Source organism: Mesorhizobium sp. BR1-1-13 (assembly GCF_020165515.1).
Lineage (GTDB): Bacteria > Pseudomonadota > Alphaproteobacteria > Rhizobiales > Rhizobiaceae > Mesorhizobium.
Genome location: NZ_JAIUIH010000021.1, coordinates 23318 through 35911 on the forward strand (window position 1 = coordinate 23318; position 12594 = coordinate 35911).

Sequence of the window (12594 nt, forward strand, 5' to 3'; positions counted from 1 at the left end):
CAGATCAGGGTGCGAAAGCGTTGGCAAGCCTGCTGCCATTGTCGCTGAACAGCCAGGTGATCGCGTTGAAGACCTGGCTGATGCCGCCGACGATCGTCAGCGACAGTACGGCGACGATCAAGCCGTATTCGACGGCCGTGGCGCCCTTTTCATCGTTCAGGAAACGCAGCAGCACTGTTTTCATCACGTCGATCCCTCTTGCCGGAACCATACCGCCGACCTGTTAAGAAAGGTTAACGGCACAGGCTTAATAGGCGATGAAACCGCCGCCTCTGAAAACGTCTTGGACCCGATCAGCAGTCGCCGCTGGTCCGACCGTCGGATCGGATGATGCAGACCGAATCAGGCTGCGGCTGCAGCACGCTGCGGCGCACGGTATAGATATCGCGACGAGTGATCGAACCAGTGGCTGTCATGTCGAGACCGCCGGCAAAGTCGCGGATAGGCTGCGCGCGCGTCTGGCTGTCGAGGAAAGGCGTTGCGATCAGGGCCAGCGCCACCGCGGCCGAACCGAACAGCAGCGTGACGCGCAGCACGCCCATGCCCGCATCCGCGGCGCGAAAGCTGCGGTCGGGCCGGATAGAGTCCCATTCCCTTTCAAGGCTCATGCTGTCGCTCCCCAGAAAATCGCCGGCACGGCCGCGACGAGGCAGCCTTGCATCAATTTTTCATGATGAGATAAATCTTCCATTAATGCTGGCTCATGCGGCAATGCTGGCTGTTGCAGCTCCGCTCGGCCGCAGGGGGGAGTTCTGTTTCGCCTACAGAAGGTCGACCAGGAACGGGATCAGCGGAGCGTCGGCCGGCGGCATCGGGTAGTCGCGCATCTGCTTGGGCCGCACCCATTTCAGCGCCTGCCCCTCCTTCGGCTGGGCGATGCCGCGAAAGCGGCGGCAGATGAACAGCGGCATCAAAAGATGGAAATCGTCGTAGCTATGGCTGGCGAAGGTGAGCGGCGCCAGGCACGGGATCTCGGTCTCGATCCCGATCTCCTCATAGAGTTCGCGGATAAGGCATTGCTCCGGCGTTTCGCCGGGCTCGACCTTGCCGCCGGGAAACTCCCACAGCCCGGCAAGCTGCTTGCCCTCGGGCCGCTGCGCCAGGAGCACGCGCCCGTCGGCGTCGACCAGGGCGCAGGCGGCGACCAGGAGCAGGCGCTTGCCGGCGATTGTCACATCATTCATGCCCGATTTCACCCATGAACAGGCGGCCGGCGGTAGTGGTAGCGATAGACCTCGTCGAAGCCGAGCGAATGATAGAGCGCCAGCGCCGGCACATTGCCTGCCTCGACCTGCAGCCAGGCTTCCCGCGCGCCGCGCAGCCGCGCCCATTTCAGCGCCGACAGGATCAGGTTGCGGCCGTGGCCCTTGTTGCGTGCCGACTTGTCAGTGGCGACCTCGAACAGGCCGGCGAGATCGCCATCATGGACGCAGATCAGCGTCGCCAGTGGTTCCGCTCCATCCTCGAGCGCGAACAGCCCGGCTTCGGGCTGGATGGCGCCGATGATCTCCGACAGGCCTGGCCGCAGCGACGCGTCCGAGCCGCTGACCTTCAGCGACGCGCCGATGAAGCGGCTGATGTCCTTCAACGGGATCTGGTCCATGGCGGCATCGAGCTGGGCATCGGCCAGCGGCAGCCGCATCACCAGCGATTCGTCGAACCGGCTCCAACCCTCGCGGTCGAGATGGCTGGCCAGATCCGGACCCGATAGCGGCGACATGCGGAAGGTCAGCGGCCTACCATAGGCATCGAAACGGCGGCTGGCGCGGCCGATGCGATCGGCGATGTGCTGGGTGTCGCCGGGATCGAGCGGATTGACCGAATTCAGCCGCTTGGCCGGATGCCCGGCCGTCAGCCGCACCACCCAGGTGCCGTCATAGTGGACTGCCGCCGCGGGCCAGGCACGGAACCCGGCCGCCTCATAGCGGCGCACTGTCGCCAGCATGCTGGCCGGATGTTTGGAAACCAAGTCCGTCAGCTCCGGTAGTCGCCATTGATGGCGACGTATTCCTTGGTGAGGTCGCAGGTCCACACAGTCGCCTTGCCGCGGCCGATGCCGATATCGGCGCGGATGCGGATGTCGTCGCGCTTCATATAGGCCGAGGTCGCTTCCTCCGAATAGGCCGGGTCGCGCTCGCCCTCATGCGCCAGCCTGTTGTCGCCGAACCAGATCGACAGGCGGTCGCGGTCGGCTGGCTCGCCGGCCTTGCCGACGGCCATGACGACGCGGCCCCAATTGGCGTCCTCGCCGGCGACCGCCGTCTTGACCAGCGGCGAATTGGCGATCGAGAGCGCGATGCGCTTGGCCGAGCGTGGCGATTTCGCGCCGGTGACGGTGACTTCGACCTGCTTGCGGGCGCCCTCGCCGTCGCGCACCACTTGCAGCGCCAGCGACTTCAGCACCTTGCCGAGCGCACGGCGGAATGCGCCGAGGCGGGCGTCCTTGGGATCGGTTATCTCCGGCGCGCCGCGTTTGGCGGCCTTTCCGGTGGCGAAGAGCAGCAGCGTGTCGCTGGTCGAGGTGTCGCTGTCGACGGTCACCGCGTTGAAGGTCTTGGCCGTGCCGCGCGACAGCAGATCCTGCAGCACGGGGGCGGCGATCGGCGCATCGGTGGCGACGAAGGACAGCATCGTGGCCATGTCGGGTGCGATCATGCCGGCGCCCTTGGAAATGCCGTTGATGGTGACATCGGTGTCGCCGAGCTTGACGGTCTGCGTCGCCACCTTCGGATAAGTGTCCGTGGTCATGATGGCCCTGGCCGCCTCGGTCCACAGGTCGGGCTTGCCGTTGCTGACCATCCCGGCCAGCAGATGGCTGAACTTGGTTGTGTCAAGCGGCTCGCCGATGACGCCGGTCGAGGCCAGGAACACCTCGCCTGGCGTGCAGCCGGCAGCCTTGGCTGCCGCTTCGCCCGTCAGCGCGGTGGAGTCCCGGCCCTTCTTGCCGGTGAAGGCATTGGCGTTGCCGGAATTGACGACGAGCACCCGGGCCTTGCCCGCGGCAAGGTTCTGCCGGCAGAAATCGACTGGCGCCGAGGGGCATTTCGACTTTGTGAACACGCCGGCGACCGCCGTGCCGGACTCGAAGACCATGGCCAGGAGATCGGTGCGGTTCTTGTATTTTATCCCCGCTTCGGCGGTGGCGATGCGCACCCCCTCGATCTCAGGCATCTTGGGATATTTCTTCGGCGCGAGCGGCGAAATCGTCGTGGACATGGAACCTCGGACGGGAAAAATCGGCGGAGAAACGCCGGTTTGCCCGATACGGCGCGCCCGCGCAAGGCGTTTTGGTGGCCGCGTGAGAACCGGAATTGGCCTTGACCGGGTTCGCAGTCGCCCCCGTTGCAGTTCCTTGGCGCCGCCGTGCCCAAGTTGCCATCTCTCCGAGGGGCAGCTTGTGACCCTCGCCTTTGGCATTTCTGGGCCTGTTGCGACGCGGCGCGGGCGCGCGGGCGGAGTTGGTCAGCACCGATGACCGGCTGCGCATCGTGCGGGAGACATGGCAGGCAAAATGTCTCCCGCGTCAGGCGCCAAGAACGGGCCGTTTCGTTTCATCGTCGGATCACTTATATTGCCGGCCTAACCACGGCGAGGGCGACAGGATGGCCGAAGAGGCGGATACGGCGCGCAAATCCATTGGTGCGCGGCGCAATCCCGCCAGCGCTGACGCTATTCTCGAAGCCGCCGAGGCGGTGTTGGTCGAGGCTGGCTATGCCGGCTTCTCGATCGAGGCGGTCGCGCGGCGGGCGCGCGCCGGCAAGCCCACCATCTATCGCTGGTGGCCGAGCAAGGCCTCGCTGCTGCTGGAGGTCTATCAGCGGCAGAAACGCGTCGATGTTCCCGATACGGGAAGGCTGGAAAAGGATCTCGTCGGCTTCCTCAAGAACCTGTTCGCACACTGGCGCGAGACGTCGTCGGGCAGCGTGTTCAGGTCGCTGATTGCCGAGGCGCAGTCGGACGAAACGGCGGCCGCGGCCCTTGCCGGCTATACCGGCGGGCGCCGCGCCCACACCGGCCAGATCATCGAGCGCGCCAGGGCAAGGGGCGAGGTCGCGGCCGATGTCGATCCGGCTGTGGCCGCCGACCTGGTGGCTTCCTATGCCTGGCGGCAGCTCCTGACCAACCGGCTCGACGAGGACGAGGCGACGATCCGCACGGTGGTCCGCTACCTCCTGCGAGGCATAGAAGCGCCCGACGGCTGAACTGGCGCAAAAAGGGCGCGGCGCCCTTTGGCCGCCGCGCCCCTTTTTCGAAACCGTTCTGGCTTACTTGGCGCTTTCCAGCGTATCGACGGCCTTCTTCAAATTGGCATCGGGAATCTCGACCTTGGCACCGGCGCGCAGCGACTTGACCAGCGCGAAATACTTGTCGCGGATGACCGCCTGCTTGGCCTGGTCCTTGACGTCGTCGAAGGCCGGCGGCTGCTTGGTGCGCTTGTCCTCAAGCTTGATGACATGCCAGCCGAACTGTGACTGCACCGGCTGCTCGGTGTATTTGCCGACCTCAAGCGCGAAAGCGGCCTTGTCGAATTCCGGCACCATCTGGCCAGGTCCGAACCAGCCGAGATCGCCGCCACTGGTCTTGCCGCTCGGATCCGAGGTGTGCTCGTTGGCGAGCTTCTGGAAATCGGCGCCGCCGTCGAGTTGCTTGATGATCGCCTCGGCCTCTTCCTTCGTCTTCACGAGGATGTGACGGGCATGCACCTCGTTGACCGGCGGTGTGTTGGCGATCTCCTGGTCGTAGCGGGCGCGGATCTCGGCGTCGGTGACCTTGTCGACGACGCCCTTCTCGACCATCTCGCCATGCAGCGCGCGCTGTTGCAGGAAGGCCATGCGGCGCTGGAAGTCGGGATCCTTGTCGAGACCGGTCGAGACGGCCTGGGCGGCCATGACGCGGATCTCGATTGCGGCCGAAAGCGCCGCGGCGCGGCGTTGCTCGGCCGGGAGTTGCGCGAACTGCTGCGACAGCTCGCCTTCGGCAAGCACGAGATCTGCTTCGGTGAGGGGTTGACCGTTGACGGTTGCGACCACTGTATTCGGATCGACCGGTGCGGCCGGTGCCGCTGGTGGTGCCGGCTGGGCTGGTGCGGTTTCCTGCGCCATCAGCTGCGACAGGCAAAGAGCCGACAGGCCGACGGCCAGACCGAGGCTGGCGAGCGACGCACGGCGGAACAACAAGGACATTAAGATGACTCCGGTGAGGATGTGAAGGACGGGAGGCTTCCAGATCAGCCAGATTGTGGCCGAATTTGGCGCGACCGGCAGGGCCAGCGCGGCGTTGACATCAGTTGAGCCCCCTCTTATCTGTCCAACGACTTTGCGTCCAGAACCGTTTTCCGGGCGCTTTTTGCGTTGCCCGTATACAGGCGGCGCGTTCACGTGGATTTGATGGGGCCGGCCGGCGCTCGTCTCAGTTTGAGAATTCTATCGAAAGGACCATTGGATGGTCAGTCTCGGCGGTCTCGCCCGTAAGGTTTTCGGCTCCTCCAACGACCGTAGGGTCAAGTCGACCCGGCCCCGTGTCGAGGCGATCAATGCCATGGAGAACGAGATGCGGGCGCTCTCCGATGCAGAGCTCGCCGGCCGCACGGAAAAATTCCGCCAGGATATCGCCAACGGCGCCAGCCTCGAGGACCTGCTGATCCCGGCCTTCGCCACCGCCCGCGAGGCGGCGCGCCGTGTCCTCGGCATGCGCCCCTTCGACGTCCAGCTGATCGGCGGCATGGTGCTGCACAATGGCGGCATCGCCGAGATGCGCACCGGTGAGGGCAAGACGCTGGTCGCGACCTTGCCCGTCTATCTCAATGCACTGGCCGGCAATGGCGTCCACGTCGTCACCGTCAACGACTATCTCGCCACCCGCGACTCCGAATGGATGGGCCGCGTCTACAAGTTCCTCGGCCTCTCGGTCGGCGTCATCGTCCATGGCCTGTCCGACGAGGAGCGCCGCGTCGCCTACGCCGCCGACGTCACCTATGCGACCAACAACGAACTCGGCTTCGACTATCTACGCGACAACATGAAATACGAGCGCGCCCAGATGGTGCAGCGTGGTCACAACTACGCGATCGTCGACGAAGTCGATTCCATCCTGGTCGACGAGGCGCGCACGCCGCTGATCATTTCCGGTCCCCTCGAGGACCGTTCGGAAATGTACAACACCATCGACACTTTCATCATCCAGCTGCAGCCGCAGGATTATGAGATCGACGAGAAGCAGAAGACCTCCATCTTCACCGAGGAAGGCACCGAGAAGCTCGAGAACCTGCTGCGCGACGCCGGCCTGCTCAAGGGCGAGTCGCTCTATGACGTCGAGAACGTCGCCATCGTCCATCACGTCAACAATGCGCTGAAGGCGCACCGCCTGTTCCAGCGCGACAAGGACTATATCGTGCGCAATGGCGAGATCGTCATTATCGACGAGTTCACCGGCCGCATGATGCCCGGCCGCCGCTATTCGGAAGGCCTGCACCAGGCGCTTGAAGCCAAGGAGCATGTGGCGATCCAGCCGGAGAACCAGACGCTCGCCTCCGTTACCTTCCAGAACTATTTCCGCCTCTACAAGAAGCTTTCCGGCATGACCGGCACGGCGCTGACCGAGGCCGAGGAATTCGGCAATATCTACGGCCTCGAAGTCACCGAGATCCCGACCAACCTGCCGGTCATCCGCAAGGACGAGGACGACGAGGTCTACCGGACGGTCGAGGAAAAATACAAGGCGATCGTCAAGGAGATCCGCGAAGCCAGCGCCAAGGGCCAGCCGACGCTGGTCGGCACCACCTCGATCGAGAAGTCCGAGCAACTGGCCGAGCGGCTGCGCAAGGAAGGTTTTAAGGATTTCGAGGTGCTCAACGCCCGCCACCACGAGCGCGAGGCTGCGATCGTCGCCCAGGCCGGCAAGCCCGGCGCCATCACCATCGCCACCAACATGGCGGGCCGCGGCACCGACATCAAGCTCGGCGGCAATGCCGAGATGCGCATTGCCGAGGAACTGGGCGACATGCCTGAAGGGCCCGAGCGCGAGGCGCGGGAAAAGGAAATCTATGACGACGTCGAGCGCCTGAAGGAAAAGGCGCTGGCCGCCGGCGGCCTCTACGTGCTCGCCACCGAGCGCCATGAATCACGCCGCATCGACAACCAGCTTCGTGGCCGCTCCGGCCGCCAGGGCGACCCCGGCCGCTCGAAATTCTTCCTGTCGCTGCAGGACGATCTGATGCGCATCTTCGGCTCCGAGCGCATGGACGGCATGTTGCAGAAGCTCGGCCTCAAGGAAGACGAGGCCATCATCCATCCCTGGATCAACAAGGCGCTGGAAAAGGCGCAGAAGAAGGTCGAGGCGCGCAACTTCGACATCCGCAAGAATCTTCTGAAATATGACGACGTCTCGAACGACCAGCGCAAGGTTGTGTTCGAACAGCGCATCGAGCTGATGGACGGCGAAGGCCTGTCGGAAACCATTGCCGAGATGCGCGAAGGCGTCATCGACGAGATCGTCGCCAAGGCCATTCCCGAGAATGCCTATGCCGAGCAGTGGGATGTCGCCGGGTTGAAGGCCGAGGTCGCCGAGTTCCTCAATCTCGACCTGCCGATCGAGGAATGGGCCAAGGAAGAAGGCATCGCCGAGGACGACATTCGCGAGCGCATAACCCAAGCCGCCGATGCCGCCGCCAAGGAGCGCGCGGAGCGCTTCGGGCCCGAGGTGATGACCTATGTCGAGCGTTCGGTGGTGCTGCAGACGCTCGACCATCTGTGGCGCGAGCACATCGTCAACCTCGACCATCTGCGTTCGGTCGTCGGCTTCCGCGGTTACGCCCAGCGCGATCCTTTGCAGGAATACAAGAGCGAGGCGTTCGAGCTGTTCCAGGCGATGCTGGGCAATCTGCGCCAGGCCGTCACCGCGCAGCTGATGCGCGTCGAACTGGTCCGCCAGGCTGCAGAAGCGCCGCCCCCTGAAGCCCCCGACATGTTCGGCACCCATATCGACGGCACCACCGGCGAGAATGATTTCGAAGGCGGCGAAACCGCCCTTCTGGTGCGCCAGGAAAGCAACGCCATCGTTGCCCCCGAAGACCGCGACCCCAACAACCCCGCCACCTGGGGCAAGGTCGGCCGCAACGAAGCGTGCCCCTGCGGCTCCGGCAAGAAATACAAGCACTGCCACGGCGCTTTTGCGTAAGGAAAACCTGCGGAGCTCACGTTCCCGGATTCTGACCCGGGCGCGATTCCTACGTGCTCAGATCAGCCCGGAATCGCGCGCGGCGGCGGTCGCCTCGCCACGCGAAATGGCGTCCAGCTTGCCCAGCACCGCCGAGACATGATGATCGACGGTCTTCGGTGAGATGGTCAGGTGCTCGGCTATCCTCTTGTTGGAGAAACCGCGTTCGATCAGCTGCAGAACCTGCATCTGGCGCAGCGTCAGGCCAGCTTGATTGGCGCGCGTGCTCTGCCGCGGTCCCCTTGCAATGTTATTGACGCCATTCTGCCGCATGACGGCGCGGACGTGCTGGGCGACCGGCCGGGCACCGAGACCCTCGAATATGTCCAAGGCCAGGCGCAGGGCCGGCTCGTCGCCGTGCAGCAGGGCGAGCGCCTGCTCGAACGGAGCGCCCAGCCGGGCCCACAGCGCCGCGGCGCCGTTCCAGTCGCCGGCGAGCAGCAGGCGATAGGGCTCCGCCATGCCGGTCGTATCGCCAGGGTCGCTTTCAGGCGACAAGAGCAACCGCCAGACGGCCAGCTCGGCGAACATCGCCCTCGTCGGCGACAGACTTTCTGCCAGATCGATCAGGCGAAGCGCCTCATTAGGGTCGCCTTGCCCAAGCCATGCCAGTTCGGCCATCGACGCCGTGTAAGGTGCCAGCCGCTGCAGCTCCATTCCCCTCTCCAGGAATCGCTTCATTTCCTCCAGCACCGGCCCAGCCGGATCGCCTCGCCTTATACGCAGTTTCGCCAGCGCGACCAAGGATGGGTAACGCACCAGGGCCGTCGTTGCACCATCGTCGATGACGTCGAGAGCCATGGCGGCCGCATCGTCCCAAAGGCCGCGTCGCAAAAGCAGCTGCGCCTGCACGCCCCGCATATAGTCGCGCCAGGTCGCGAGGTCATTCTCAACGCAATAGGCAATGCCTCGATCGAGAAAGGATTGCGCCCGCACAAGATCCAGCTGGTTCATTTCGGCGCAGGCGCAATTGGTGAAGCCGCGTGCCGCGTGCTCCTGGAAATTCTGCACGAGCGCGATTTCAAGACTGCGGGCGAGGTGCAGCCGACCTTTGGCCAGGTCAAGCCACTGCTCGGCCGAGCCAAGATTGTTGAGCGCGTGACAGATTATCTCCGGCTTGTTCAACCGTTCGGCCAGAGCGACTGCCTTGCCGCCGAGCAGCAGCGTCTCATCGAGCTTCTCGGCCAGCATCGCCAGCTGCGAGAGATTGGAATAGGCCATCGCAAGCTCCGGACTGGCAGGCGCCTGTTCCAGCAGTTCCACTGCCTGTGCCCCGAACAGGTGCGCCTGTTCGCGGTCACCCACCAGATAGGCGAAGCGCGACAGGCATCTGAGGCTGTCGCCCTCCCTGAGCGTGTCGCCCAGCGCCTGCTGTAGCCGCCGCGCCTGACCCTGCGCCTCGATGGCCGCATCGATGCGACCGATCAGATGGCATTCAAACGCATATCCCTCGTAAAGCCTCGCCCGGTCGCTCATCGGCAGGCTGTCGGCATGCCGCAAGGCGACTTCGTAGTAGCCGGCGGCATCGCGATGCGCGCCGACGCGGGAAGCCTCGCGCGCTGCGAGCGGCGCAAGCTCGCGCACCGCTTCCAGATTCTGGGCCTCAACCGCATGGTGCACAAGCCTTGCGGTAGCCACCTCGGCGTTTTCCTGCAGTGCGGAAAGCGCGCGTTGGTTGAATTCGCGCCGACGGCTCGGGGTCAGCGCCATCTCGATGGCGCGACGGGCGATCTCGTGCCGGAACGCGTAGCCATCACCGAGATCGTCGAGCAAGCCATTCGAGACACATTCCGCCAGTTGGCCGGCGCTGGCGACGCCACAGAGGCCGCGCAGCGCCCAGGCATCGGCGCGGCGTGGAAACACCGACACCGCGTCGAGCATCGAGCGCGCTCCGCGCGACAGGCGCTCGGCACGCGCCAGCACGGCGTCGCGGACACTGGCCGGCGGGATCATCTCGCTTTCGGCAGCCAGCAATTCGGTGACGAAGAAAGCGTTGCCCGCGGTGGCGCGATAGATTGCGCTGCCGTCGCGGTTGGCTGCCTCGGCAAGCGACAACACCGCCGCTTCGCTGAGCAATGGCACTTCGATGCGCTGGACGTTGCCGGCTGGAATTTCGCCGAGCACCCGGCGCGCGCGCATCTGCCCTTCGCTGCGGTCGGTGCGCGCCGTGAACAGCACCAGCATGTGCGTGTTGGTGATGCGCCGGCCCAGGAAACGGACGAAATCGAGGGTCGCGTCGTCGGCCCAGTGCATATCCTCAATGACCAGCAAACCCGGCCGAGACCTCGCCTCGAAAACCTCGAGAGCGTCTGAAAAGAGGGGCAGCCGCTGACCTTGGCGGTCATCGATTGCCCGGGGCAGTGCCCACTGCGCGTCCCGGGCCAGATCATAGAGGGGTCCCAGCGGATCGGGAATCGACAGGTCCTCGCAAGCGCTGCGGAATATGGAAACGTGCTGCCCGGCACGGGTAACGAACGCCTCGACGAGTGCCGTCTTTCCGGCCCCGGCCTCGCCCAGCAATGCCGCCACGCGGCCGCGACCGCTCGCCGCCTCCGCGAGCAGTTCCTCCAATTGATCGAGTTGTGCCTGCCGTTCCAGAAGCATCATCACCGGCCCATAAGTTTCGTCGTCGCTCGACCCTTCTCCAAAATTACCCCCGCTTCGGTATCCGCAGTGTGGCTCCCAGACCAAACGTCGAAAACATAGGGAATCGTCCCGCGCAATATGGGGAAAGGCTCCGATGTGCGCTTTCGACGATCGTGATTTTTCTCCAACCGCGCTCATTTCGAGCGTGAATCAGTCACAAAAGGAAGCCACTCAATGCCTCGCTATCTGATCGAACGGACATTCCCCGACGGGCTCAACGTGCCGACGAACGACGTCGGCGCAACGGCGCTCGGCGGCATCATCATGCGCAACGCCGAGAAGGGGGTCACCTGGCTGCAGTCCTTCGTATCGCCCGACAAGAACAAGAGTTTCTGCATCTACGACGCCCCCTCGCCGGAGGCGATCCACAGCACGGCGCAGAAGAATTCGCTCCCGGTGGACAGGATCACGGAGGTGAGGGTCCTGGACCCTTACTTTTATCGCTGACCCTATGGACCAAGGATGGAACAATGAGCGTGAGATCGTCCTGGACAACGATGGGTGTCGGCTTTCCCCGCTGTTTCCTCCCGAAACGGCAGCCACCATCGTGGCGTTCGACCATGCATCCTCCCGGCGTGGTCTCGCATCGCGGATTGTGTCCGCGCTGCTCGCGCCGTTGCGAAGCCGGCGCAGGCGCCTGCCACCGCAAGACGATTATCTAAGACGGGACGTCGGTCTGCCGGAGCACGAGATGCGGCGGGACTACTGGGAATACTGGTGGTGGCATCAATGAGACCGCCGCCCGGTTAGAGAGGGACGGATCGGACCCCGTCCCGCAATTGCCAATCCAACGCGCAGGGATGGCAGCAGGGGCCTTACTGGCCGGTCCTGCCCGCCTGCGCGTCACCGACAACCAATGGAGGATAAAATGAACGCCAATTTCTGGCGCTTTGCCGCACTGTCCACTATGGCAATCGCCGCCACTGCCGCATCTGCGGAGAGTGGCAATCGGCTGGCCGCCGAGGTGCGGGCGGCCAACGGCCGCTTCGTGAATGTCGCGGCGGCCACCGCCGAGGGCTATGCGCCGATTCCCTGCGCCAGCGGTATCACCGGGGGCGCGATGGGCATTCACTACGTCAACAGCGCCTATCTTAAGGACGATGCCGTGGACGTCGCCAAGCCGGAGGCCGTGATGTACGAGCCGATGGCCGATGGCACGCTGAAGCTGGTGGCCGTCGAATATATCACCGCGAAGGGTCCCGCGTCGCTCGAAGGCCAACTGTTCAACTTCGACAGCGCCCCCAACCGCTATGGCCTCGGCCCCTTCTACGAACTTCATGTCTGGGCCTGGAAGCAGAACCCGACCGGCGCCTTCGCCGACATGAACCCGAATGTCTCATGCGAGGCCATGAAAAAGGCCGACTGACGGCACCGCCTGCCGGCAGTGCCGGCAGGCCTTTTACGCGTCGCGAGGAGAAATCATGCCCGAGATCGCTATCTTCCTGGCAAGGCTGCGCGCCCCACCGTTGCGGCTGATGGCCATCCTCGCTTGGCTGGCGCGCGGACGGCGCCTCCGACATGAGCGGCGTCACCTGGAGGCCATGCCCGATTTCATGCTGAAAGACATCGGCATCAGCCGTTCCGAGATCGACTATGTCGCAACTCACGGCGAAGCGCGCCGCCCTTAGGCTTGGCTGGGAGTTGGAACGACAGAGCGCCTGTCTCCTGCTTGCGGCATGGAACCCACGCCGGTCGTCCTCGCTCGTCCCTCTGCCATTGTGCACGCCCTCCCAC

Annotated in this window: 12 protein-coding genes; 5 read left to right on the forward strand and 7 right to left on the reverse strand. The window is 64.5% G+C overall.

Going from position 1 to position 12594, the window contains the following annotated elements:
- Nucleotides 1–4: 4 nt before the first annotated feature.
- The 5 genes from LB533_RS29260 to argJ form a co-directional block, all read right to left on the reverse strand.
- Nucleotides 5–184 carry a Flp family type IVb pilin gene (locus LB533_RS29260; protein WP_140500916.1) on the reverse strand — a complete coding sequence of 60 codons (180 nt, stop codon included), beginning with the start codon at nt 182–184 and terminating at the stop codon, nt 5–7.
- A gap of 109 nt (nt 185–293) precedes the next feature.
- Entirely contained in the window at nt 294–608 is a 315-nt protein-coding gene (locus LB533_RS29265) for a hypothetical protein (RefSeq protein ID WP_140640336.1), read from the reverse strand.
- 153 nt (nt 609–761) lie between these two features.
- Nucleotides 762–1184, reverse strand: coding sequence for a (deoxy)nucleoside triphosphate pyrophosphohydrolase (locus LB533_RS29270; protein ID WP_140640334.1), 423 nt, complete (start codon nt 1182–1184; stop codon nt 762–764).
- An 8-nt stretch (nt 1185–1192) separates the two neighbouring features.
- Nucleotides 1193–1945 (reverse strand): GNAT family N-acetyltransferase, encoded by a 753-nt coding sequence (locus LB533_RS29275; RefSeq protein WP_140640617.1) that lies wholly within the window; start codon nt 1943–1945, stop codon nt 1193–1195.
- Between the two features lie 29 nt (nt 1946–1974).
- A complete protein-coding gene (gene argJ / locus LB533_RS29280; protein ID WP_224678814.1) occupies nt 1975–3216 on the reverse strand; it encodes a bifunctional glutamate N-acetyltransferase/amino-acid acetyltransferase ArgJ in 1242 nt (413 codons plus the stop codon).
- Between the two features lie 386 nt (nt 3217–3602).
- On the opposite strand from argJ, the gene LB533_RS29285 reads away from it, so the two are divergent.
- Entirely contained in the window at nt 3603–4202 is a 600-nt protein-coding gene (locus LB533_RS29285; protein ID WP_224678815.1) for a TetR/AcrR family transcriptional regulator, read from the forward strand.
- A 63-nt stretch (nt 4203–4265) separates the two neighbouring features.
- On the opposite strand, the gene LB533_RS29290 is transcribed toward LB533_RS29285, so the two are convergent.
- The gene (locus LB533_RS29290; protein WP_224678816.1) at nt 4266–5183 is read right to left on the reverse strand and encodes a peptidylprolyl isomerase; all 918 of its coding nucleotides are present in this window, start codon (nt 5181–5183) and stop codon (nt 4266–4268) included.
- Nucleotides 5184–5442: 259 nt separating this feature from the next.
- Here LB533_RS29290 and secA point away from each other — a divergent pair, with 259 nt between their 5' ends.
- Nucleotides 5443–8175: a preprotein translocase subunit SecA gene (gene secA, locus LB533_RS29295; protein WP_224678818.1), complete on the forward strand. Its 2733-nt coding sequence runs from the start codon at nt 5443–5445 to the stop codon at nt 8173–8175.
- Nucleotides 8176–8232: 57 nt separating this feature from the next.
- On the opposite strand, the gene LB533_RS29300 is transcribed toward secA, so the two are convergent.
- On the reverse strand, nt 8233–10821 hold the full coding sequence (locus LB533_RS29300; RefSeq protein ID WP_411970916.1) for a helix-turn-helix transcriptional regulator: 2589 nt from the start codon (nt 10819–10821) through the stop codon (nt 8233–8235).
- A gap of 213 nt (nt 10822–11034) precedes the next feature.
- Between LB533_RS29300 and LB533_RS29305 the strand changes: the two genes are divergently transcribed.
- The 3 genes from LB533_RS29305 to LB533_RS29315 all read left to right on the forward strand — a co-directional run bounded on the left by LB533_RS29305 (nt 11035) and on the right by LB533_RS29315 (nt 12488).
- Nucleotides 11035–11307, forward strand: a complete 273-nt coding sequence (locus LB533_RS29305; protein ID WP_224678820.1) for a DUF4242 domain-containing protein — start codon at nt 11035–11037, stop codon at nt 11305–11307.
- Between the two features lie 421 nt (nt 11308–11728).
- Nucleotides 11729–12226, forward strand: a complete 498-nt coding sequence (locus tag LB533_RS29310) for a hypothetical protein (protein ID WP_224678821.1) — start codon at nt 11729–11731, stop codon at nt 12224–12226.
- A 55-nt stretch (nt 12227–12281) separates the two neighbouring features.
- Nucleotides 12282–12488: a DUF1127 domain-containing protein gene (locus LB533_RS29315; RefSeq protein WP_140640318.1), complete on the forward strand. Its 207-nt coding sequence runs from the start codon at nt 12282–12284 to the stop codon at nt 12486–12488.
- Nucleotides 12489–12594: the final 106 nt, after the last annotated feature.

What these genes read in the sequence shown, in the direction of transcription:
- LB533_RS29305 (WP_224678820.1), top strand. Translation starts at nt 11,035, where the DNA reads ATGCCTCGCTATCTGATCGAACGGACATTCCCCGACGGGCTCAACGTG.
- LB533_RS29260 (WP_140500916.1), bottom strand. Translation starts at nt 184, where the DNA reads ATGAAAACAGTGCTGCTGCGTTTCCTGAACGATGAAAAGGGCGCCACG.
- secA (WP_224678818.1), top strand. Translation starts at nt 5,443, where the DNA reads ATGGTCAGTCTCGGCGGTCTCGCCCGTAAGGTTTTCGGCTCCTCCAAC.
- LB533_RS29300 (WP_411970916.1), bottom strand. Translation starts at nt 10,821, where the DNA reads ATGATGCTTCTGGAACGGCAGGCACAACTCGATCAATTGGAGGAACTG.
- LB533_RS29315 (WP_140640318.1), top strand. Translation starts at nt 12,282, where the DNA reads ATGCCCGAGATCGCTATCTTCCTGGCAAGGCTGCGCGCCCCACCGTTG.
- argJ (WP_224678814.1), bottom strand. Translation starts at nt 3,216, where the DNA reads ATGTCCACGACGATTTCGCCGCTCGCGCCGAAGAAATATCCCAAGATG.
- LB533_RS29290 (WP_224678816.1), bottom strand. Translation starts at nt 5,183, where the DNA reads ATGTCCTTGTTGTTCCGCCGTGCGTCGCTCGCCAGCCTCGGTCTGGCC.
- LB533_RS29275 (WP_140640617.1), bottom strand. Translation starts at nt 1,945, where the DNA reads ATGCTGGCGACAGTGCGCCGCTATGAGGCGGCCGGGTTCCGTGCCTGG.
- LB533_RS29270 (WP_140640334.1), bottom strand. Translation starts at nt 1,184, where the DNA reads ATGAATGATGTGACAATCGCCGGCAAGCGCCTGCTCCTGGTCGCCGCC.
- LB533_RS29310 (WP_224678821.1), top strand. Translation starts at nt 11,729, where the DNA reads ATGAACGCCAATTTCTGGCGCTTTGCCGCACTGTCCACTATGGCAATC.
- LB533_RS29265 (WP_140640336.1), bottom strand. Translation starts at nt 608, where the DNA reads ATGAGCCTTGAAAGGGAATGGGACTCTATCCGGCCCGACCGCAGCTTT.
- LB533_RS29285 (WP_224678815.1), top strand. Translation starts at nt 3,603, where the DNA reads ATGGCCGAAGAGGCGGATACGGCGCGCAAATCCATTGGTGCGCGGCGC.